A 22,743-nucleotide genomic window follows, 5' to 3' on the forward strand; every position below is an offset into this window, starting at 1 on the left:
TGCTGCCCGTTGTGGCGCAACCTGACAACAACAGCAGTGAAACAAGGGCTGGCAGAGAGCGTTTCATGGTGTTCTCCAGATGCTTTAGCGCACATGCACTTGAGTCAAACATGCACCCGTGACCCCGCATATTCAAGTTGAGGCAGCAAGGCTTCGCGAAAGAATGTCAGCGAGGTCAGTCGATAATGGTGTGCTGCGCTGAATTCTTTGCATTTCCAGGCGCATCAGCTGGCGTCGCTGTGGCTCGACCCTCGGCCAGATCGCGAACGCCGTAGCGAGGCGCGCAGCGACCTGCGGCATGATCTTGTCGACGCGACAGATCGCATCGCCTGCAAACCGATAGCCGAGGCCATCCTGGCGATGGAAGGCGAGCGGATTGCGCAGCGCAAACCCGAGCACCAGTGCATGGATCTTGTTTGGCTTGTTCCAGAGAAACGCCTCGTGCCGAGTCAGCGCATCCACCCGATGCAGCGTATCCCGATGCGGAATCGTGGCTTGTACTGAAAACCACTTGTCCATGACCGTCGTGGCAGCGGAATATTGCGCGGCAAATTCCTTGAGCCGTTGCTCCGAGCGCTGATCAGCGCCGTGAACCAGACAGATCAGCGCGGCGAGCTTGTCGCTGAGGCAGACTGCATCATCGTAGTGACTGCAAGCCAGGGCGTGGTGTTTCTCATCAGCCCGGCACAGCAAGGCCAGACAGCGATTGCGCAGGCGACGACGTGCTTGCGCCGCTGCCTGCATGCCTTCAAGCGAAGCCGGGGCCAGCGTCCGGTATCGTTCAAGCAAGGCTGACTCAAGCCTTCGCGCCATCGTCACTTCCAGTTGCGTCCGGGCCTCATGCACGGCATCCGGATCGAAGCTGCTCAACGCATCACTCAGGGTCGCTTCGTCTGCCAGGGTCAGCATCTCGGCCAGAGTGGCGGGGTCGAGATCTGGCGTATCGAAAGCGGCAAGCAAACTCGTCAACCAGGCATCACGCGCGCCACCAGCAGATGGATCACCGTCCATAGCGGCGAGGAAACAGCGTAGCGCAAGCGCATCGCCGGCCAACCACCGATTGAAACTATCGCTGTCGTGACCAACCAGCGTTGCGAGCGAACCCCAATCCTGATCTCGTGCAATTCGTACCGGCGCCGAAAACCCGCGCAGCAACGAAAGTATCGGCTTGCTCGGCACTTGCTCGAATCGAAATGTTGCGGCAAACCCATCCAGCAGCAACACGCTCTCGACAGATGTCGGCGAAACGTCTTCGCGATGCAGAGCCAATGGCTTTCCTTCATCGTCGAACAAGGCTGCTGCCAAGGGAATTGGCCGTGCCGTCGCTTGAGTCTCAGTGGCCGGCCGATGCTGGATTACGCTCAATTCGAAGCGGCGTTCAAGCGGATCGTATTTTTCGCTGACCTCCAGCATCGGTGTACCCGCCTCGGTGTACCAAACCAGCCAGGCGCTCAGATCGCACCCATTGGCGTCACCCAGTGCAGCGAGAAAGTCCTCGACCGTTACCGCCTCGCCGTCATGGCGATCGAAATACAAATCCATGCCGCGACGAAAACCGTCCTTGCCCAGATGTGTCGCCAGCATGCGTACTATTTCGGCACCCTTTTCATAGACGGTCGCCGTATAGAAGTTGTTGATCTCGGTGTAGCTGGATGGTCTGACCGGATGGGCCAACGGACCGGCATCTTCGCTGAACTGCGCGCGCCACAGGATGCGCACATCCTCGATGCGACGCAGCGTGCGCGACGCCTCGTCAGAGACGAACTCCTGCTCCCGGTAAACCGTCAGTCCCTCTTTCAGGCACAACTGGAACCAGTCACGGCAAGTGATCCGGTTACCAGTCCAGTTGTGGAAATACTCATGAGCAACCACGGCCAGCACATGGCGATAGTCGTCATCGGTCGCATGCAAGGGATCGGCCAGCAGGTATCTGGAATTGAAAATGTTGAGGCCGGTATTCTCCATCGCACCCATGGTGAAATCATCGGTGGCGACGACATGGAAAACATCGAGTTGATAGTTGCGCCCGTAATTCTGCTCATCCCAGACCATCGCCGCCTTGAGGCAGGCCATCGCATGGCGACAGCGTTCGACAACGGCGGCGTCCGCCCAGATCAGCAGACGCACGCGTCTGCCCTCTGCGGTGACGTGGACATCCTCGATCGCATCAAGTTGGCCTGCGACAAGCGCGAACAGATACGCCGGCTTCGGTTGCGGATCGACGAATCGCGCCCAGTGACGTCCATCGGCGAGCTCACCGGAGCCGGCCGGATTTCCGCCGGCAAGCAGCACCGGAAAGCGCGCGCGATCGGCGCGCAAGGTCACTTCGTAGCGAGCCAGGACATCGGGCCGATCAATCGACCAGGTGACATGGCGGAACCCTTCGGCCTCGCACTGGCTGAGCAGAAAGCCCTTCTCGGTGCCACCACTCAGGTACACGCCAAGCATCGCGCTGTTTTCGCTCGGGCGGATCCGCGAACAGGTATCGATGACAACCTTGCCGCGCATGCCGGGAATGCACAACCCACGCTCGTCGACGCAATATTCATCGAATTCAAGCAGACGTCCGTCGACTCGAAGCTCAACCAGCTCGATGTTTTCTCCGTCGAGACTCAGCTCGACATCCTCCTGCGCCGGATCCTGACTCAGGGTCAGGCACGCATGCACGGTCGTCAGTTGCGGATCGAGATCAAAGCTCAGCTTCACGGTTTCCATCCGCCAGGCAGGAACTTTGTAGTCATCAAGGTAAATAACCGGTTTGCCCATGATTTGAACGAGACTCAGGGAAAGATCAGCCTTGCATCAGATCATGCGCATCAGGTGCTGTGAAGGGCTACACCTCAATGACCGTCAACTGTATTGTTCGCACCTCGCTCGCAAACACGCCGAAATCAATGACCACCAGACCGGATGCCGTCTTGTTCACCGATATTGAAGCGGCGGCGGCCCGGGTCTCCGCCCACGCCCGGCTGACGCCCGTGCTCCAATCGCACTCGATCAATGAGCGTGCAGGTGCCGAGCTGCTGTTCAAGTGCGAGAATTTCCAGCGCGTCGGCGCCTTCAAGTTTCGCGGCGCCTGCAATGCGGTCTGGTCGCTGACCGATGCTGTGGCAGACAAAGGCGTCGTCACCCACTCCTCCGGCAATCACGGCGCGGCACTGGCACTGGCCGCGCGCACGCGCGGCATTCCCGCCCATGTAATCGTTCCGCAAGGCGCGATTCGCTCAAAGGCCGAGGCGATTAGCGACTATGGTGCAAGCGTGCATCGCTGCGCAGCAACCATTGCCGCTCGCGAGGAAACCGCCGAGCGCGTGCGCGACGAAACCGGAGCAACCCTCGTCCATCCGTACGCGAACACTGCGGTGATTGCCGGCCAGGGCACCGCCGCGAGGGAGTTGATTCTCGAAACCGGTCCGCTGGATGTGTTGATCGCGCCGGTCGGCGGTGGCGGCCTGATCTGTGGCACGGCGATCTGCGCCGCCGCACTCGCCCCGCAATGCAAGGTGATCGGTGCCGAGCCTTCAGGGGCTGCCGATACCTTCGAATCACTGCAGCGCGGGCAACGGGTCGGACCGTTCACCCCCGATACGATTTGCGATGGATTGCGCACCCTCGTCGGCGAGATCAATTTCTCGATGATCCGAGAGCACGGAGTCGAGGTGCTGACCGTCGATGATGAAGCCACGATCGCTGCGATGCGCCTGATCTGGCAACGCATGAAGATCATCGTCGAGCCCTCGGCGGCAATCGTTCTGGCCGTTGCCATCCAGTATCGCGAGCGTTTTGCAGGCATGCGCGTCGGCCTGATCCTGACCGGTGGCAACGTCGATCTGGACGCCTTGCCATGGCAGGAACCGATTTCCGGACACATGGCATGAGCACGAAATCATCGAAGACCCACACTCCGACCCGATCCAAAAGCCAGGTCGAGCTCGCCGACGATGGAAAGTCGCGTTGCGACTGGGCCATCGGCAAGTCGGTCGATCTGGCCTATCGCCGCTATCACGACGAGGAATGGGGCGTGCCCGTGCATGACGATCAGCGCCTGTTCGAATTCATCGTGCTTGAAGGGGCCCAGGCCGGCCTGAGCTGGCGCACTGTGCTTGGCAAACGCGATGCGTATCGCCGCGCCTTTCACGGGTTCGAGATCGCAAAGGTGGCGGCGATGTCCGATGCGCAGCTGGAAAAGCTGCTGCTCGATCCAGGTCTGATTCGCAATCGCCTGAAGATATTTTCCGCGCGCAACAATGCGCGTGCGGTACTGGCGATCATCGAGGAATTCGGCAGCCTCGATGCCTGGCTGTGGTCGTTCGTCGATGGCAAACCGCTGCTCAATCAATGGACCTCACAGGCCGAAGTCCCGGCCACCAGCGGTATTTCCGACGCCTTGAGCAAAGCCTTGCACAAGCGCGGCCTGCGCTTTGTCGGATCGACCATCATCTACGCCTTCATGCAGGCAACCGGCATGGTCAATGACCATCTGACAACCTGCTTCTGCCACCCCTTGAACCACAAAGGAAAATCTCTCGCATGATTGTTACCGATGCCCAGGCGTTTCTCGACGCAGTCGCTTCGCGGCCAGCCGGGCCACAACTGCCGGCCACTGCAAAGGCGGCATTCCTGGTCAGCCCGATCGAGTTTTCCCTGGCCGCAGAGTCCGCCAGTGACAACCGCTACATGGATCTCGATCGCAAACCCGATGCCTTGCATGCCCTCGCCGAGCACGCGGAACTGGCTCGACGCCTCAGTGAAGATGTTCCGCTGGTGACGTTCCCCGGCGACCCCAAGGCAAGCGACGGGGTGTTTCCGAACAACGCCTTTGCGACCACACCGGGGCGCTTGATCATCGGCCGCATGCGCCATGCCGTGCGCCAGCGCGAAACCGCGCGCGCCGACATCCGCAACTGGCTGGGAACCCTGCAGGATCGCGAGGTCATCGATTTGTCGGGTCGTGAACTGGTCGCCGAATTGACCGGCGCGCTGGTCATCGATCGATCGCGTGGCATCGGCTATTGCGGCCTTTCCGAGCGCTGCGACATGGCCGGTGCGCGGGCCATGCACGAAGCGTTCGGCCTGCGTCTGAGCTATTGTTTCGAGCTCGCCGAGGGCGAATACCATACCAACGTTGTCCTCGCCATTCTCGCCGGCCGGGCCGCGATCATCGCCGAGTCGGGATTTCGTGACAGCGCCGCAGCCAGGGCTATTGCCTCGCTCTATGCGCCGAACATCGTCAGCATCAGCGATGCGCAGAAACAGGCATTTGCCGCCAATGCGATCAGTCTGTCGAGCGGCCGGGTCTGGATGAGCGCGCGCGCTGCCTCCAGTCTTTCAGCGGAGCAGATCGAGATCCTCGAGCGCAGCGGCTTCGTCGTCGGCAGCGTCGAACTGGCCGAAATCGAGAAGGCCGGGGGCAGCTTGCGATGCTGTGTCGGAGAAATATTTTGAGCCAATCGACGATAGCTTCGTAGCCCGCAGCTACGCCTCAACCCCAAGTTCAGCGGGAATTCAATACACGCCGTCGAGACTGCACAGGTCGCGGACCCTTGAGCGGCCACTTTCGAACACTTGATTTCAGCAATGATTGCAAATTCAGGACGAGTCCGTTTTTCCGCGCTGGCAATGGCGGTTGCGATCATGTCGCTGAGTTCTTTCGTCTACGCGAAGGAGATTACGGTTCAACAAGCGGTAGAACAGGTGCAGCGTGAAACCGATGCCAAGGTGCTTAGTGTTCAGACCTTGCGCATCGGCAAGCGAAAGATTTTCCGCATCAAGATACTAACGCCGAGTGGCCAGGTTCGCGTTCTGGAAATCAAGGCAGACCAATAACAGGAGATTGCAATGCGTGTACTACTGGTGGAAGACGAAGCTCCGCTGCGCGAAACCCTTGCGGCTCGCCTCAAGCGCGACGGCTTTGCAGTGGATGCAGCCGGCGATGGCGAGGAAGGACTTTTCCTTGGTCGCGAAGTACCGTTCGATATCGCCATTATCGATCTCGGTCTTCCGAAATTGTCCGGCATGGATCTGGTCAAGCAATTGCGCGAAGACGGCCAGACTTATCCGATCCTGATCCTGACTGCGCGCTCATCCTGGCAGGACAAGGTTCAGGGGCTGAAGTACGGAGCCGACGACTATCTGGTCAAGCCATTCCATGTCGAGGAATTGCTGGCCCGCATCAATGCCCTGGTGCGGCGCGCGAGTGGCTGGTCACGGCCGCTGCTCGAATGCGGCCCGATTGCCCTCGACACGACCGCGCAAACCGTCAGTGCCAACGGCAACCCCGTCGATCTGACCAGCTACGAGTACAAGGTTCTCGAATACTTGATGATGCACGCCGGTGAACTCGTCTCGAAGGCTGACCTGACCGAGCACATCTACCAGCAGGATTTCGATCGCGACTCGAATGTGCTGGAGGTCTTCATCGGTCGCCTGCGCCGCAAACTTGATCCGGAAAGCACGATCAAGCCGATCGAGACAGTGCGAGGACGCGGCTATCGTTTCGCACTCGAACGCACCGACAATGGCGCCGAGGAACCTGAAACAGCACCGGCGACCACATAACGCCAGGCATTTCGATGGTCCGCCCGCTTTCCCTGCAGACGCGCTCGCTTGCGGCGGCGGGCATTGCGTTGGCAGCATTTCTCGGCCTCGCGTTTTTCGCCCTTGACCAGGCGTTTTTCGATGCCGCGATGAGTTCGCAGCGAGATCGCCTGCAGGGCTATCTGCACGCTTACCTGGCCGGCGCGGATACCAACCGCGCCGGCAATCTGATTCCTCCCGAGGTCGGCCCGGATCCGCGCTTTGATCGCCCCGGCTCCGGCCTCTACGCGAGCATCGTCGGCGACCACGTGCGCAACGCCAAGGAACGCCAATGGCGCTCTCCATCCGCACTTGGTCTCGACCTGCCGCTCAACAGCGAACTCGAACAAGGTTCCAGCGAATTTCGCGGGCCCGTGCACACCAATCACGGCAATCTGTTCGTACTTTCGCAAGGCGTCACCTGGAGTGTCGCCAACCGGACCGAACTCCACCTCACCGTCAACATCGCCGAAGATGGCAGCGCCGTGCAGAATCAGGTCAAGGCCTTTCGGCGCACCTTGCTGACCTGGCTTGGCGGGCTTGGCGTCTTGCTCCTGTTGTTGCTGCTGGCCGTCTTGCGCTGGAGCATGGCGCCACTGCGCAAGGTCGCCGCCGATCTGAGTCGCGTGGAACGCGGTGCCTCCGAACATCTCGGCGACCGCTATCCGACCGAGTTGTCCGGCCTCGCCACCAACCTCAACACCTTCATCGATTCGGAGCGTGATCGACTTAAACGCTATCGCAACACGTTGGCCGATCTTGCCCACAGTCTGAAAACTCCATTGGCAGTGATGCGTACCCAGCTCGAAGCCGAAACCGACGAAAAGCAGTTGCGCTGGACCGTCCTTGAGCAAGTGGGACGGATGGACGAAATTGTCGCCTACCAGTTGTCGCGCGCAGCCACCTCCGGACGCCAGACCTTCGCTGCGCCATTGCCCTTGGAACCCTATGCCGAGGAAATCGTGCGCAGCCTGGAAAAGGTCTATGCGGCCAAGCACGTGCTGTGCGAATTCGAGATCGATCCGGAAACCCGCTTTCGCGGCGATCAGGGCGATCTCATGGAACTGCTCGGCAATGTTCTCGAAAACGCCTTCAAGTGGGCCAGACACAAGGTTCTTTTCAGCGCATCTCCGGTGCCCGGCGCTGGAAGCCGTTTCGGCGGACTTGACCTGATCATCGAAGACGATGGCCCCGGCATTCCCGAAGATCGCGTTGAACATCTGCTCCAGCGCGGAGTCCGCGGGGATGAGCGCGTGCAAGGCCACGGCATCGGCCTGTCGATCGTCCAGGACATCATCAAGGCCTACAAGGGCAGCCTCAAGGTCTCACGGTCGCCGACCCTCGGCGGCGCCCGCTTCGAACTGCGTCTGCTCGGCGATTGACGCTTTCCTTCAACCTGCCGCCAGCGTTTCGACCTCAGCCATCAAACGCGTCGTGATCTGTTCGCGACTGTAATTCTTCAGCACGTAGTTTCGCGCGTTGTCGCCTTCCAGCGCACGCCGCTTCCCGCTCATCGCGAGCATCTTGCCGATCGACCCGATGAATTCATTCTGATCAGCATAGATCAACCCGCTGGCGCTGGATTTGACGTGATCAACCAGTACCTCGCAGCGACCATTGACGATGACCGGCGTGCGCTGCGCCATGGCTTCAAGCAACACGATGCTGAGGCTCTCGTAAGGCGAAGGCTGGACAAAGGCGACGGCACCGGCCATCAGCTCGAACTTGCGTTGCTCCTCGACAAAACCGAGGTAGCGAACATCCTTGCGCTTGCCGACACCGAGGACATCGTTGCCGGTCAGGACCAGTTGCAAGTCCGATTCCGGATGCGCGGCCTTGTAGGCCTCGAATCCCTCGAGCAATTGCGCACAACCTTTGCTGACATCGATGCGACCGCAATAAAGCAGGTACGGCCTGGCTTCCATGGCCGCCGAGACAAGGTCCGTGGCAACCGTCATCGAAACGACATGGCCTGAATCGAGGTTCCAGATGCGCGCACCCAGACGCCGTTCGGCCTCTGCATTCCACAATACGCGCGGTGCCGTGCGGGCCATGCGCCCGAAGGTTTTCAGATACGCCGGCGGCTCGTCATGCAGTGCCGGGATCAAGGCCCAGCGCCGATGGGAAAGCGCGCGGCTTCCATCAAGCGTGGTGGGATACAGATAAGGCAGAAAGAAAATGGCCGCGTAGTCATCTTCATGTATTGCAAGCCAGGTACTCAAATCCGGGCAATTCGGCCCTTGGGCGCGAATGAACTCTTCTTCGAGCGCCTCCGGCCAGCAGTAGCGCCGGTCGGGCGCATTTGCTTCGGAGCGTTTGAACGCATCGAGCATGTTCCGATGCAAGGCGTGGAAATAGGCGGTACGACCCCGCGCCACATGAAAGCGCCGAATGGTGATGCCATCCCGCTCTTCGACCCCGGCCTTGAGATCATTGTCCCAGCGCATGTAGTCGAATGCCGTCGAGGTCAGAATCTCGACCTTGTAGGCGCTCGACAACAGCTGGGCATATTGCCAGGCCAGCGCTTCGGCACCACCGACCAGACGTTCGTGACAGCGCGGCACGACGATGGCGATTCGTGAACTCAAAGGACTGGCTCCAGATAGCCGAGAAATCGTTTGCGCAGCACTTCGTTGGCGAAATTCTCCTGGTAGCGACGACGTCCGCATTCGAGCAGATCGGCACGCATCTGATCATCGCCAAACAGGCGTGCCGCACTCGCCGCATAGAGCCAGGGGTCCTGCTCATCCCAGGCGATACCGGCATCGCCAAGTGTTTCCGGAACCGCGCTCGATGCATGGGCCACGATCGGCGTCGCCAAAGCCATCGATTCGATCAGCGGCACGCAGAATCCTTCGTGTTCGCTCATGAGCATGAAGACATGGCTGCTGATGTACGCCGCCTTGAGCTGAGCCTCGCTGGCCGCATCGATCCACAGCACCTGATCGGCAAGACCAAGCGCATCGATGCGCTGGCGGATCGAATCCGTATAGGTTTGCAGGCGCGCATCAATCTTGCCGACGAGCAGCAATCGCGCCGGCTCCGCATAACCTCGCACATACGCCGAAAACGCATCGATCAGGTTCAGATGACCCTTGTTCGGCGCCACTCGTCCAACCATGAGAAAGTTTTTCGCCCCATCGGTCAGGGCATCGACCAATGACGTATCCGCTTCCGCGGCGACAAGCTCCTCGACGCGGTGGAATGGTGGAAGAATCCCGCTATGGAGTTTCGTTTTGCAGACTTCGACGAGCTCGGCGAGGTTGTAGGCGGAATCGCCGAGATACAACTCGCAGCCGAGGTTGGCGACCGTTGCCAGCTCGCGCCGACCCTTTTCGCAGCCACCGTGATATTCCGCGGAATAAGGTTCGAAAAATCGTGAAGGCGTGATGTTGTGGTACTTGATGACACGATAACCGCGACAGCGCTTGAGCAACTCCACAGCCGCCGGCCAACCGGTGGAAAAATGATAAATGACAAGATCATTCGGGCCGCCGGCAAACGCATTCAATTCCTCGGCGGGCCAGGTCTTGCGGCGCACGCCCGTCGACGAGTTGCAGAAGATGCGGGTATCCAGACCCGATTCATCAAGGATCGCCGCCATCGCAAGAGCGTCAGCACCGACCGCATCCTTGCTCGTCAGTACGGGTATCAATATGGCTACCTTCATGCGCGATCGTTTCCTGCATTCGAGGCGACAACGCAATGCATGCCATCACTCGACGAATGTCGTTTGATATCGACGAATCCGGAAACCTCCAACGCATGCTCGATCAGGTCTGCATCGGCGTGTACGTTGGCATGTCCTTCGAGACGATTGATGATCGATCCATGTTCCTGGGCAAACCCGATCAGCAATCGCGCATGCGGACGCAACACGCGACGCAGGATCTCCAGCAACGCCAGCGTCGGAACGCTGCGCAGGAGTGGCGCGATATCGAGAATGCTCACAGCGTCGAGCGAATGATCGGCAATGCGCGCGAGCACGCTGGAAGGATCGGCAATGGCCATCTTGATGCCGACTTCGCCAGCTCGCTGGCCTGCGCGGTTGCTGGCGTCGACACCGGTGATGCTGAGATTGCACGCAGTCAGCGATTGCAGCCAATCGAGACCACTGCCGATATCAAGGACCTTGGCCTGATCGGGCAAGTCATCCGCAAACAGCTGCGTCCATTGTTCGACACGGGAAGCGCGGCTCTTGTCGGAAGCCAGCATGCGCGTACTCACGTCGATATTCAGTCCGTCCCGGCGACGCATCTGATCCGCTTCGGCTACTTCCATTTCCGACAAATTTTGCCGCAACGATGCTTGCCAGTGGTTCAAGCTCATGAGCAGATGACGCAGGTCGCGAATCTCGTTGAACGCCTGACTCAGCTCCGCATGTACCGGTACGAAGCGTTCACTGGTCTGTTGCAATTGGGCGACCAGGCCACTGTGCTCACCTTCAAGCCGGTCGATTTCCTCATGCAGCGCTGCGTTCTCGGCGACCTGGATACCAAGCGCCTGCCTGAGTTCGATATTGCGTGCCGCGTGATACGCATCCGCGCCACGTTGATGGCGCAGAATTCGGGGCAGGCCTGCGATGCACATCAGCAATTCGACCGCATAGCCAAGCAGCGGGATCGCCGTCGCCTTGGCCAACAAATAGCGTGGCAACAACCACGGAACGCGCACGCCTATCTCGCGGCCTTCGGCAGAGAAGCGCAGATTGCCGAGAATCTCGATCTTGCTGCGCCCTCGTTCCAGCAATCGGATCTGCGCCCGGTGTCCGGAGGAATCGGGCGATCTTCGCAGCAGGGCAAAATAGGCCTGTTCGATAAAGTCGGTGTAATGCTGCCTGGAAAGCTCTTCGATCGTGTAGTGGTTACGTCGCTCGGCGAGAATGGCGAGTGTGATCGGCGAAGTCACGCCGGACCGCAATTCGCCCTGGGCCGCGCGCGCGCGCGCCTGCTCGGCATCGGCACGAATCTCTTGCTTGATCCGCTGAAGCGGATTGTCTGCAACTGCTGAATTCACGGAGATCGACTGGCTGGGCTTGTGGCGTGGATGGCAGGTCCGGATGAGGCAACAGGCGCATCCGCCGTGCGTTCCCCACGGCCGACCGCCAGCGGCATGATGCCATAGGCACGCGCTGTCGAAATGTCGATAAGTGCGTAGTCCGGACGATGCTTGCCATCGAGTCTGGAGCGCGCCCGTTGATAGCGTTCGCGACCGGCACTTCGCGCCGCATCGAAACCTGTCTCGGCGCGGCGCCGAATCTGAGTAACAGTTTCGACCACGCCAGCGCTTGGTCGACGGAAGCCGAGCAAGGTCGTTTCAAGAAATTCCGCCTGATGTCGATCATCGTCGACATAGAAGCCGACAAAGGCATGCCCGGGCACCAGCACCAGCAGGCTCCCAATACCGAGACGTTCCAGCGCCGAGGCAATCAGTACGCTGCCATCCAGACAATTGGCCACGCGCTGGTTCCAGATGCTCGAAAGCAGGCGCACGCGCTGGCTATAGATGACCGGTCCCTGGCTCAAGCCGGCCCCCTCATCGGCGTAGCGCAGTCCACGTTGCTCCAGGGCAACCCACAACAGCCGGGCCAGACGCATGCGCGCGGCACGATCCAGCGATGCCGCAGCAATTGCACCGGGTTCAATACCGGCCAGATCAAGCAGATCGTCGATGATTGGATCCTGCGGATCCACCCAGGCGGCGAAGGCCCAGCCAAGATCGATCCGCGCTTTGCCTTCGCGGACGAAATAGAGAGCCTCATCGAGCGGATGGACACGCACTTCGAAGTGACGCTCGATCGTCTCCATGCCGCGGGCGACGAGTCGAACCTTGATCGTCTGACGTCGAGGCTCCTTCAAACCCAGCAAGGCGGCAGCATCCCAGTCCAGGCGAGGTCGCAGTACGGTATCGGCGGTGATGTGGCGACTGATCAAGGTCGGCTTGCGCAAGCCCGGCGTCGACACGCTCAGCTGAATATCCCGCGGCTCACGTACACCGCGAAGCTGGATGCGCAGCAGGCCGCTGCCCTGATCCTGCTCGATCGAATCGGCGGCAAGCTGCGAGAGCTCCAACGCCGGAAACAGTTCGCCAGCCGGGGTGGTTTCAAGGTCCACGCTCACGGCCATTGCCGGCATGCTCGCCAGCCAGCAGACGAGGGCAACGCAGAAATGCCACGCACGGAATCGGGACCACCGGCCGGGATCGGGCATTCTCGCAGGTTTTCGGGTTGCCATGTCATGCATGGCGCGACTATCGTTGCCTGATCCGCTTCTGTCCAGTCACAACGCTGCATCGAGGCGGAATCCCTGTCCCCATTGGAATCACCATGCGCATTGTCATTCTGAGCCTTCTGCTGCCGCTGCTTCTGGTTGCCTGCAACCAGCCTTCGCCTGATCAAACCACGGCCTCGCCCGCGTCTGAAGCGCCAGCCGAACCGGCACAAACCGCACCCGTGGCTGCATCGCCACCTGAAGCAGTTGCCGTGAAAGCGCCGGAAGGCGATTGCGGCGACCAGTCTGCGCTGGCTGCAGAAGATCGCCTGGCAAATACACCGAAATGGTCGCTGGCCAGCGAGCAGGACAATTTCGGCTTCGATGTCTTCCGTGGTGATACTGAAAACGGCGAGTTCACCAAGTTGAACAAGGATCCGATCCTCGGTGCCGGCACCACTGATGAAACGCAGAAGTATTCCTGGCGCGATGACACCATCGATCCGTGCAAGGACTACTGGTACTACGTCGAATCGATCAGCACCGCGGGTGTCCACGAAAAGATGACACCCACGTTCAAGGCACCGGCGAAGCGCTCGCCCCGCTCCGAACCTGCGCAGCAGTAATCAGGCGCAACGGTCGTTGTCGCCTGTCGAGGCCAGCACAACCGGCTGGCGATGACGAACATGGACTCCATGAAAGCCGATCTCCAGCCAGGCCGATGCTTGCACCGCGCCTGGCCCTGGCTGGCCGTTGCGGTGTGGCTGTTGCTCAATGCCGCCCTGCTCTGGATCTACTACCAGCCGAACCAGAAACTGCTGGTTGGCGACGAGTTCGACTACAACCAGCGCGCATTGGCCCTGCTCGCCGGACAAGCCGTGCCGGAACTGTTTATCTGGCCACCCGGCCAGACCTGGCTCATCGCCGCCATCTATGCGCTGTTCGGCAGCCATGTGCTGGCGGTGCAGATCGTCCAGATCGGCTTGCTCGCGGTCTGTGCTGCGCTGCTGGTTCGACTCTGGGAAACCCTGGACACCCGCCTGGCAGCATTGCTGGCCGGGACGATTTTTCTGCTCAATCCGGCGACTCTGGCCTACGCCCATTGGCTATGGCCTGAAGTTCCCTTTCTGTTCTGCCTGCTCGGCGCATTGAGTTTGCTGCTGACCTTCGACGCGCGCCCGCACCTGCGTGCCTTGCTGGCCGGCCTCTTGATCGGTTTTTCGTTGCTGCTGAAAAGCCTGCTCGGCGGGCTTTGGCCGCTGTTCTTCGTGTGTTTCGTGTCGCGCAAGCAAGGTCGCTTCTCGGTTGCCTGGCTGTCGGCGGCAGCGTTTGCCGGCGGTCTGCTGATGGCGACGTTTCCGGCACTTTGGAAGGGCTATGTCGAGACTGGTCGGCCCCTGATCGCAGACAGTTCGGTGTACAACCTGCACGTCGGCATCCTCGACAGCAGTCGCAGTGACTATATCGACGAGGCGGGTCTGCCTGCATTGACCGCCTTCATCGAGAGCGCGGAAACACCGCAGCAACGCAATGCCATTGCTCTCGACAAAGTCCGTGCGCTGGTTGCTGAACGCGGCTTCTTCAACATCCTCGGCGAGCAACTCGGCAGCCAGTATTTCCGCCTGTTCAATGCCAAGACCCTGCTTGCCTCGCAATTGCCCGGGCCGCGTTGCGCAGGCTATCTCGGCGCCTACGGTGCCAGTTCCCTGAACGCACCACTGGCCTGGCTGGCGGCGGCCTGCCATAGCGCGCTGCTCGTCCTCTGTGCCTTCGGGCTCGTCTTGTGGCGACGCTGGCGCAGGCCGTTCGCCGCATTCTGTGCGATCTACCTTGGCTATCAGCTGAGCTTGTTTCTTGGCCTGCACATCATGGAACGCTATTTTTTCCAGATGCAGCCGCTACTGTGCGGATTCGCCGGCAGCTTTGTCGCTGCACTGATCCAGCGAGATGACTCGCCATCGGCACTGTCATTCACGCGCTGGCGTTTGCTGGTCGGAAGCCTGCTTGCTGCATTGCTGCTCGGCCTCGCCTGGCTGGGGCCGGTGCTGGATGGCCCTTGCCGCTGAACGGAGTCCGCACCGAGACTCGATAGCCTCGCCGATCCGGTATCCTCAACGCCCCTCGCAAACTACTCCACCATGCGCCAGAACCTAGTCGAACTGATTCGCTTCAGCACCTATGCCGAGCTGCGCGCCGAGCGTTCGCGCAGCTACCTTGGCCTGATCTGGTGGGTCGCCGAACCGGCCATGATGATGGTCGCATTCTGGCTCGTCTTCGATGTAATCCTGAAAACGGGCGGACCGGATTATCTGCCGTTCTTGCTGGTCGGCCTGACCCTCTGGCAATGGATGAAATCCTGCATCACCCATGGCGGTTATGCGATCTGGGGCAACCTCGGCCTGATTCGTCAGGTACACCTGCCGGTCCTGGTGTTTCCGCTGGTCCAGATGTTCGCCGACACGATCAAGTTCTTCTACATATTCGGCTTGCTTCTGGTTGTGCTCTGGATCGCCGGATTCGAGCCGAACATGACCTATTTCGCCTTGCCAGCCGTGTTTGTCGCGACCCTGCTGTTTTCGGCTGGCGTCGGCTTTCTGATGGCGGCGGTGATCCCGTTGATTCCCGATCTGCGCTTCGTCATCGAGCAAATCCTGACCGCGGTCATGTTTCTCTCCGGCGTGGTCTTTGCGCTGGATGACATCCCGGAGAAACTGAAGCCGTGGTTCGAGCTGAACCCGGTTGTGACCCTGCTCGATGCAACACGAGGCATTCTCATGCACGCGCAATGGCCAAACTGGCTGGCCTTGCTCAAGGTCAGCCTCATTTCGATGGTCATTTGCGCCATCGGTATCGGCGTGGTCTTGCGGCTGGCTCCGCGTTATCCGAAGCTGGCGGCGTGATGGAACAGCCACTGATCGAACTCGAGCATGTCGGCGTTGCCTTCAGCGCGCAGCGGCGCGTCGGCAGCGGCAAGTTCTGGGCGCTTGAAGATGTCAGCCTGCGCCTGCACGAAGGTGAGCGTCTCGGCATTATCGGCCGCAATGGCGCGGGCAAGAGCACCTTGCTGCGCGTGATCGCGGGCATTCTGCGGCCGGATCGCGGACACATGCGCAGGCGCACCGTTTCCTGCCAGTTGTTGTCGCTGGCGGTCGGTTTCACGCCTTATCTCTCCGGGCGTGACAACGCGATTCTTTCCGGCCTGATGATCGGCCTGCGCCAGCGCGACATCGTTTCACGCCTGCCAGCGATCCAGGAATTTTCCGAACTGGGTGATTTTTTCGATCAGCCCATCGCGACCTATTCCTCCGGCATGCTCATGCGCCTCGGATTTTCAGTTGCCATGCAGGCCGAGCCCGATGTGCTGCTGATCGATGAAGTGCTGTCGGTCGGCGATGCCGAATTCCAGGAGAAATCCGGCAGCGCATTGCGCGAACGCATGCGCCAGGGCCACACGGTCGTTCTCGTCAGCCATGATGAAACCCAGGTGGCGACACTGTGTGATCGCCTGCTCTGGGTCGAACATGGCAAGAACGTCTGCGAAGGTGATCGCGACAAAGTCTTCGCGGCCTATCATCAGCAACTCGATCTCGGCGCAGAAGTGTCGTGACCCGCGACGAAATCCATGCGCTGCTCGCACTCGCTCGACGTCTGCAAACGACACCGAGGCGGATACTTGTCCGTGCCGCTCAAGCGACTGGAAATGAAAAAATCGATGCGCACGAAGCCCTGCTTCAACTCAGACAAATCGGCACGCGCCACTCAGCGCTCGCCGACGATTGCTGCAGCCTGCTGCTGACGCCGGTCGCAAGCTACGCCAAATCGCCACTGGGCAGCGCTCTCGACTTGACCTGGCAAGGCATCCACCAGGCTCGCGAATAATGCGCGGCGCGGCACTCATCATTCTTGCCTGGAATCAGTGGGAACTGACCCGGCGCTGTCTGCATGGCTTGCTCGCGCAAACACTCGACGAGGCCGAGATCATCGTCGTCGACAATGGCTCGGAAGACGACACGCCCACGGCATTGCAAGCCTACGCGGATCGCGTTCGCCTCGTGCGTCTGCCGGAGAACCTGGGCTTCGTGCGCGGCATGAATGCCGGCATCGCGGCGGCCCGCCCGGACGACGACGTTGTCCTCCTCAACAACGATCTGATTTTCACCCAGGATGACTGGCTGGCTCGCCTGCGCGATGCCGCCTACGCGGCAGCCGATCACGGCATCGTCGGTTGCCGAATGCTTGGGCCCGAACCGGGTCAGCGACTGTTTCACCTGGGCGGCTTTATCGAGCCGGAATCGCTGTGGGGCCAGCAGACTGAATCCGGCCAGCAGGAGATCGACGTCGGCCAATTTCCCGGCACCCGTCGCGTCCAGGGAATCGCCTTCGCACTGGCCTATATTCGCCGCGATTGCCTGGACCGAATCGGAGGTCTCGACGAGATTTTCCACAGCTACTTCGAGGATACCGACTACTGCCTGCGTGCCGCTGATGCCGGCATTGCCAGCGTCCTCGCCGGTGCGGTCACGCTGCGCCACGATCAGCACGGCTCGACCAAAGACGATGGCGGATTTCGCGAGCGCCTGTGGAAGGACAGCCGCGAGAAGTTTGCCGGGCGCTGGCAACAACGCCTGATCAACCGCTATCGCGGCAACGTGCTCTGGCAAGGCCTGAGTCGTTCGCCGCTCGCTTACGCGCAGTTGAGCCACGATCTGCTCTGGCGTCTCGACGCACGTGAATTGCGCATGGCCTACTCGGCCGCCGTGCCCGAACTCCTTGACGATGGCGACTTCAGGCTAAGCCTGGCCTCGCGGCGCACGTTTCCAGCCGTACCCGAAGTCGCCCTGGTTTGCGCGCCGGGGCAATCGCAGATCCCTGCACGCGGGCGCCATCGCGTCGGTCTGGTCTTTTCCGAGTGGCAACAACCGCCGCCGACATGGGCCGGGTACTACAACGACTTCGATCTCCTGCTCGCCCCCGATACCTTCCAGGCCGAAGGCTTGCGAGCCATCGGCGTGCGCACGCCGATCGAGATTTTCCCGCTCGGTGTCGATCGTGAATACTGCTACCCGCAGCTCGCCGCAACCATCCGGCCCGGGCAGGAATTCGTCTTCATGAGCGTCGTCGAATCGATCGATCGGGATGCTCCCGAACTGATCGTCGAGGCATTCCAGCGCAGTTTTCGCATCGACGAAGGCGTCGTCCTGATCATCTACATCCAGCCGGGCAACGACGAAAACGCGATCCGCAAACGTCTTGAAATCCTGCTCGCCAAACACCGTGGCGCAAGCGTGCGCATCATCTACGGATGGGGCTTTCCGGTCAGCGAACGGACTTTGCTTTTCAGTTCGGCGGATGCCTATGTCAGTGCTCGCCGCGGCGGCGGCTGGGACCCGCTGGTACGCAGCGCCAGCGCCTGCGGCCGCATCGTGATCGCGCCGGCCTTCGGCAGCCAGCAGCAGTTGATTCGCGAGCATGGCTTGTCCGTGGATCTGCGTGGCACGATCGAGGATCCATCCGAACCGGGATGCTGGTGGGCGGATCCTGATCCGGATGCCCTCGCCTGGCGCATACGCGATGTCTTCAAGCGGCGTGACGAACTGGCCAGCGCCGCGCGTTCGCAGAGGCGCGATCTCGATGAGAACGATCTGGATCGAAGCGCGGATCGCCTCGTCGAAATGCTCGAACGCGGCAATACCTTGCGTGCACCGCGAGTCCTCGCAGCGCCACATCAACCGCGTCTCCTTGCACGTCCTCCGAGTGGTCAGATCGTCGTCCTCGGCATGCATCGCTCCGGCACGTCGAGTGTTGGCGGATTGCTCAAGCTGTTCGGTGCCTGGCCCGGCGCCGATGAGTTGCTATTGCGTGGCGCCGACAACCCACGCGGGCATTTCGAACACGGCGAAATCCACATGGCCTGTCTGCGCCGCCTGCAGGCCGCCGGCGGCGACTGGAAGTCTCCCGTCCTGGATTCACCTGCGGCCGCAATCGATGCATTTCGTCGCGAGATCGCCGCCGTGCTCGAAACACTCGAACCGAAGCGGCCGTGGTTCATCAAGGAACCGCGCCTGTGTCTGCTCGTACGCGAACTGCTGCCATTGCTGACCCGGCCGCTGTTCATCCACGTGGTTCGCGATCCACGTGAAGTGGCCGCTTCACTGCAACGTCGTGACGGCATGTCCGCCGAGCAGGCGCTCGCTCTTTGGGAACTTTACACAAACGAAGCATTCGGCGGAAGCGCGGGGTGGAACCGGATTCTGGTCGACTACAACGCCTTGATCGACGATCCCGTTGCCACGGCCAATGCTTTCTACGACGCACTCGAAAGCGAAGGAATTCAGGGGCTGACACGCCCCGACGCAGCGTCCATTGTCGAATGGATAGACGCTGCCGGTACAACGACCGATCTCGATCGCTTTCCACTCACTCCTTCGCAGCAGACTCTCCTCGACAACATCGGCAACGGCAGTATTTGCGGTTGAATTTCCTAGCGGCATGGTCGAAGACAGGGATTGGGGAGACGATCCGATCGAGCGCGAAACTGAATGACACTCCGTGGAGGCTCATCCTCGCAACGATCGCCGGGATGACGAAACGCAAGAATTCATTGCTTGCTGAGAATCATTCGGCGCAAAACCGATTTAGAAACGACGTCGTGAGATGTCTGTTTGATACCCGCCTCACGAACAACGTGACAGACGGCATGAGTAGCGTCACCATTCCTGACGAACAACCATTCCGTCACGGTTCGGAATGGCAGACTGTCTCAATCTGGCAATTCACCCATAGCGGTCCTGTCGTGACGCTCGCCACGATCTGCAACCTGCGAAAGGCTACAATCCGGAACGGATCAGGATAGGCGAAGGTGGTTGAAGCAATAGGTGCCTGGTACAGCAAGAATCCCGATCCTCACGTCTGGCTGCGCGCGATCCTGTTGCTTTTCGTCTTGATGCTAGTTGGCGCACTGGCTGCGCACGCCAGCGAAACGCCTTCGCCACCCGCACTGCATGATTATGCGGTTGAGCGCTGGACGACCGTTGAGGGATTGCCGCACAACTCGATTCGCGGCATCGCCCAGACGCCGGAGGGTCATCTCTGGTTTGGCACCTGGGAGGGGCTGGTCAGCTACAACGGGCTCGAATTCGTCGTTCTTGATCGTGCCAGCAAGCCGGGCCTGCTCGACAATGGCATTGGTGCCCTGTATCGGGATCGCAAGGGTGAGCTGTGGATCAGCGACTCACGCGGCAATGTCGGCCATCGCGATGCCGACGGCATATTGAGCTTCTCGCCGCGCCCCGCCGAGCTCCCAAAGGTGCTGATTCAAGCCATGACCATGGACCGCAAAGGGACGCTGTGGCTGCTTTACGAAAGCAAGGGCCTCGGTAGCCTGGATGCCGACGGCAACTTCCACTCCGAGCCGCCCGCGCCGGATTCGCCGCTGCGCATGGCCAACCGGCGCATGGTCGTCGACCGGCATGACCGACTCTGGATCGGCAGTTTCGGCGGCCTGCTCTATCGGGACATCGATGGCGACGACGTGACCCGGCACGTTGGCGCGGATTTCGGCCTGCCGGAGGGCCTGGCCTGGCCGTATGTGGCAGCCGATGGGCAGCTCTGGATTGCCGCCGGCGACAGCTTGTATCGAATGGAACAAGGTCGCCCTGTCTTCAAGCATCGCGTGCCGGACAAGGGGCGTCTGACTGCAATGCTGGAAGATCGCAAGGGACAACTCTGGCTGGGCACCGAGAACCAGGGATTGTTCCGTCTCACCGATCACTTCGGCCTTGAGCGCATGGCCGACAATCTGAATCTGCCGGGAGGCAGGATTACCGATATTTTCGAAGATGCCGAGGACAGCGTCTGGGTCGGTGCCAACGGTGGACTGTTTCGTTTGCGTGAAACCCTGTTCCGCAATGTCACGATGCGCGATGGCTTGAGCGGCAACTACATCCGTGCGGTCATGGAGGATACGCGTGGACAGCTCTGGATTGCCTCGTCAGGAGGCCTCGATCGAATGGATACCGATGGCTCCTTGCATGCAATCCATTTGCCGACCACCAGTGGCAATCCGACATCCGTATTGAGTCTCGCCGAAGATCATCAAGGTCGACTCTGGATCGGCACCTATGTCGATGGCCTGTATCGACTGGACCCGAATGGAAAGATCCAGCACTTCGATGAACGGGTCGGACTGCCGGCCGGCAATATTCGTGCAATTGCAATTGATTCCGATGATGTCGCATGGCTGGCCACGCAACGTGGCGTGGCCAGCCTGCGCGATGGTCAGGTACAACGGGTCAAGGGCGAAAATGCGCCGAGCGGATTGACCACCGCACTCGACAGCCAACCCGGCGAACTGTGGATCGGCACCATCGAAGGCGCACGCGTGCTGCGCGGAGATCAGATCCAGCGCATCGACCTCGATGCTCTTGGCGGCGGTCGCTCGGTATTCGGCTTCCGCCGACTTGGCGAGGACATGTGGATCATTTCCGATCGCGGCCTGTATCGATATCGCAACGGCGAACTGGCGCGTGTCGGCCTCGAACAAGGCATGCCAGTCGATGCCACCTTTCAGATGGTAGCGGACAACACCGGCCATCTCTGGATCACCAGCAATCGCGGCGTCATGCGTACAACCCATGCCGCGCTTGATGCAGTCGCCGACGGCCGCAGCACAAAAATCGAACTCCAGCGCTACAACGAAATGGACGGAATGATCAGCTCACAGGCCAACGGCGCTTCCGGGCCAGCGGCTTGGTTACGCCGTGACGGAAGCCTGTGGATCGCAACATCGAGCGGCCTGAGCAATGTCGATCCGGCGCGACTGGCTAGCCAAAGCCAGCGGCCATCTCCGCCAACGGTGATCGAGAGTCTGCGCCTGCAGGCTCAACCCTTGCCGCTCGGCAACGCCAGTCAGGGCATCTCGCTGCCGGGTGGCAAGCGGGTTTCCGTCGGCTATGTCGGATTGAGTTTCGTGTTGCCGGAGCGGATCGTCTATCGCACCCGACTCGATGGTCTGGACAAGGGCTGGATCGAGCGCGGACGGCAGCGCAATGTCGATTTTATCGGCCTCGGCCCAGGTGACTACGCGCTGCATGTCGCTGCCAGGCATCCGGGCGGTCCATGGGGCAAAAGTGAAGCACTTTGGCGATTTCACATCGAACCGTTCTGGTGGCAACGTCTGAGCGTGCGTCTGCTTGCTGCGCTGATTGCCCTTGGCGTTCTGCTTGGCGGCTATCTGCTCCTTCTCCGACGCTATCGCAGCAGCAACCTGCGATTGACCCGCCTCGTCAACGAGCGCACCGAAGATTTGCAACATCAGGCCGCGCGACTGCTGCTTGCCGACAAGGAGAAGTCGACTCTGCTCGATCAACTACGCGTGCAATCGGAGGCCTTCGAGAAACAGGCCCGTGAAGATGTCCTGACCGGGTTGCCGAATCGGCGCGTCTTCGACGAGTCACTCGGACGTGCGCTGGCGCGTGCGCGTGAAGGCGATCGACCGGTGTCTCTTGCCATGCTCGATGTTGACCATTTCAAGAAGGTCAATGATCAGCACTCGCACGGCATCGGCGACGCCGTGTTGCGCGAAGTCGGCCGCTTGCTGAGTGGCGCAAGTCGTGTCTCCGATGTCCCTGCACGCATCGGCGGCGAAGAGTTTGCCCTGCTCTTCCATGACACCACTCTGGAGCAGGCGCAGATCATCTGCGAGCGCCTGCGCCAACGCTTCCACGATCAGCGCAACTGGGCCGGCGTCGCGGGTTTGCAAATCAACTTCAGTGCCGGACTCGTGCAATGGAATGGCGAACCGGAAACCGAGGAGGCCATGCTGCAACGCGCCGACGATGCCCTGTATCAGGCCAAGCAGGAAGGCCGCGATCGCATCTGCCTGGGTTGAGTACCACGCATCGCGGGTTGCCGAGCATTCCAGCGAGTTTGCCCTGGATGCCGAATTCGACAGGTCTGC

The 22,743-nt window shown here is 60.6% G+C and carries 19 protein-coding genes; 13 read left to right on the forward strand and 6 right to left on the reverse strand.

All coding sequences use genetic code 11. The features are described from left to right. Positions 1-130: lipoprotein (locus tag VFN25_RS16820; protein WP_414648908.1), on the reverse strand; the 130-nt coding region annotated here is incomplete at its 3' end. Positions 131-132: 2 nt separating this feature from the next. Next, positions 133-2,766 (reverse strand): aminopeptidase N, encoded by a 2,634-nt coding sequence (gene pepN, locus VFN25_RS08600; RefSeq protein ID WP_325140856.1) that lies wholly within the window; start codon positions 2,764-2,766, stop codon positions 133-135. A gap of 128 nt (positions 2,767-2,894) precedes the next feature. Here pepN and VFN25_RS08605 point away from each other — a divergent pair, with 128 nt between their 5' ends. From VFN25_RS08605 to VFN25_RS08630, 6 genes are all read left to right on the forward strand, one after another. Continuing rightward, the gene (locus VFN25_RS08605; RefSeq protein ID WP_325140859.1) at positions 2,895-3,878 is read left to right on the forward strand and encodes a pyridoxal-phosphate dependent enzyme; all 984 of its coding nucleotides are present in this window, start codon (positions 2,895-2,897) and stop codon (positions 3,876-3,878) included. Next, positions 3,875-4,534: a DNA-3-methyladenine glycosylase I gene (locus tag VFN25_RS08610; RefSeq protein WP_325140861.1), complete on the forward strand. Its 660-nt coding sequence runs from the start codon at positions 3,875-3,877 to the stop codon at positions 4,532-4,534. Before VFN25_RS08605 ends, VFN25_RS08610 begins: the two co-directional genes overlap by 4 nt. Further along, positions 4,531-5,445: an arginine deiminase-related protein gene (locus VFN25_RS08615; protein ID WP_325140864.1), complete on the forward strand. Its 915-nt coding sequence runs from the start codon at positions 4,531-4,533 to the stop codon at positions 5,443-5,445. The genes VFN25_RS08610 and VFN25_RS08615 overlap by 4 nt, the downstream gene beginning before the upstream one ends. Before the next feature lie 132 nt (positions 5,446-5,577). After that, entirely contained in the window at positions 5,578-5,826 is a 249-nt protein-coding gene (locus tag VFN25_RS08620; protein WP_325140866.1) for a hypothetical protein, read from the forward strand. A 12-nt stretch (positions 5,827-5,838) separates the two neighbouring features. Further along, positions 5,839-6,558 (forward strand): response regulator transcription factor, encoded by a 720-nt coding sequence (locus VFN25_RS08625; protein ID WP_325140870.1) that lies wholly within the window; start codon positions 5,839-5,841, stop codon positions 6,556-6,558. A gap of 14 nt (positions 6,559-6,572) precedes the next feature. Continuing rightward, positions 6,573-7,958, forward strand: a complete 1,386-nt coding sequence (locus tag VFN25_RS08630) for an ATP-binding protein (protein ID WP_325140872.1) — start codon at positions 6,573-6,575, stop codon at positions 7,956-7,958. Positions 7,959-7,967: 9 nt separating this feature from the next. On the opposite strand, the gene VFN25_RS08635 is transcribed toward VFN25_RS08630, so the two are convergent. Genes VFN25_RS08635 through VFN25_RS08650 form a run of 4 tightly spaced genes read right to left on the reverse strand, consistent with a single transcriptional unit; the run spans position 7,968 to position 12,695 of the window. Next, positions 7,968-9,164 carry a glycosyltransferase family 4 protein gene (locus VFN25_RS08635; RefSeq protein ID WP_325140873.1) on the reverse strand — a complete coding sequence of 399 codons (1,197 nt, stop codon included), beginning with the start codon at positions 9,162-9,164 and terminating at the stop codon, positions 7,968-7,970. Further along, entirely contained in the window at positions 9,161-10,246 is a 1,086-nt protein-coding gene (locus VFN25_RS08640) for a glycosyltransferase (RefSeq protein ID WP_325140875.1), read from the reverse strand. The genes VFN25_RS08635 and VFN25_RS08640 overlap by 4 nt, the downstream gene beginning before the upstream one ends. After that, the gene (locus VFN25_RS08645; protein WP_325140877.1) at positions 10,243-11,592 is read right to left on the reverse strand and encodes a hypothetical protein; all 1,350 of its coding nucleotides are present in this window, start codon (positions 11,590-11,592) and stop codon (positions 10,243-10,245) included. Before VFN25_RS08645 ends, VFN25_RS08640 begins: the two co-directional genes overlap by 4 nt. After that, positions 11,589-12,695 (reverse strand): hypothetical protein, encoded by a 1,107-nt coding sequence (locus VFN25_RS08650; RefSeq protein ID WP_325140879.1) that lies wholly within the window; start codon positions 12,693-12,695, stop codon positions 11,589-11,591. Before VFN25_RS08650 ends, VFN25_RS08645 begins: the two co-directional genes overlap by 4 nt. Before the next feature lie 206 nt (positions 12,696-12,901). Here VFN25_RS08650 and VFN25_RS08655 point away from each other — a divergent pair, with 206 nt between their 5' ends. The 7 genes from VFN25_RS08655 (at position 12,902) to VFN25_RS08685 (ending at position 22,674) form a co-directional block, all read left to right on the forward strand. Beyond that, positions 12,902-13,411 (forward strand): hypothetical protein, encoded by a 510-nt coding sequence (locus tag VFN25_RS08655; RefSeq protein WP_325140881.1) that lies wholly within the window; start codon positions 12,902-12,904, stop codon positions 13,409-13,411. A 69-nt stretch (positions 13,412-13,480) separates the two neighbouring features. Further along, entirely contained in the window at positions 13,481-14,851 is a 1,371-nt protein-coding gene (locus VFN25_RS08660; protein WP_325140883.1) for an ArnT family glycosyltransferase, read from the forward strand. Positions 14,852-14,923: 72 nt separating this feature from the next. Further along, on the forward strand, positions 14,924-15,685 hold the full coding sequence (locus tag VFN25_RS08665) for an ABC transporter permease (protein WP_325140885.1): 762 nt from the start codon (positions 14,924-14,926) through the stop codon (positions 15,683-15,685). After that, entirely contained in the window at positions 15,685-16,392 is a 708-nt protein-coding gene (locus VFN25_RS08670; protein ID WP_325140887.1) for an ABC transporter ATP-binding protein, read from the forward strand. The genes VFN25_RS08665 and VFN25_RS08670 overlap by 1 nt, the downstream gene beginning before the upstream one ends. Then, positions 16,389-16,664 carry a hypothetical protein gene (locus VFN25_RS08675; protein WP_325140889.1) on the forward strand — a complete coding sequence of 92 codons (276 nt, stop codon included), beginning with the start codon at positions 16,389-16,391 and terminating at the stop codon, positions 16,662-16,664. Before VFN25_RS08670 ends, VFN25_RS08675 begins: the two co-directional genes overlap by 4 nt. After that, positions 16,664-19,261: a glycosyltransferase gene (locus VFN25_RS08680; RefSeq protein WP_325140891.1), complete on the forward strand. Its 2,598-nt coding sequence runs from the start codon at positions 16,664-16,666 to the stop codon at positions 19,259-19,261. Before VFN25_RS08675 ends, VFN25_RS08680 begins: the two co-directional genes overlap by 1 nt. Positions 19,262-19,728: 467 nt before the next feature. Then, on the forward strand, positions 19,729-22,674 hold the full coding sequence (locus VFN25_RS08685) for a two-component regulator propeller domain-containing protein (RefSeq protein ID WP_414648909.1): 2,946 nt from the start codon (positions 19,729-19,731) through the stop codon (positions 22,672-22,674). Positions 22,675-22,743 lie beyond the last annotated feature (69 nt).

The sequence above is a fragment of the Dokdonella sp. genome, assembly GCF_035703485.1.
GTDB lineage: Bacteria > Pseudomonadota > Gammaproteobacteria > Xanthomonadales > Rhodanobacteraceae > Dokdonella.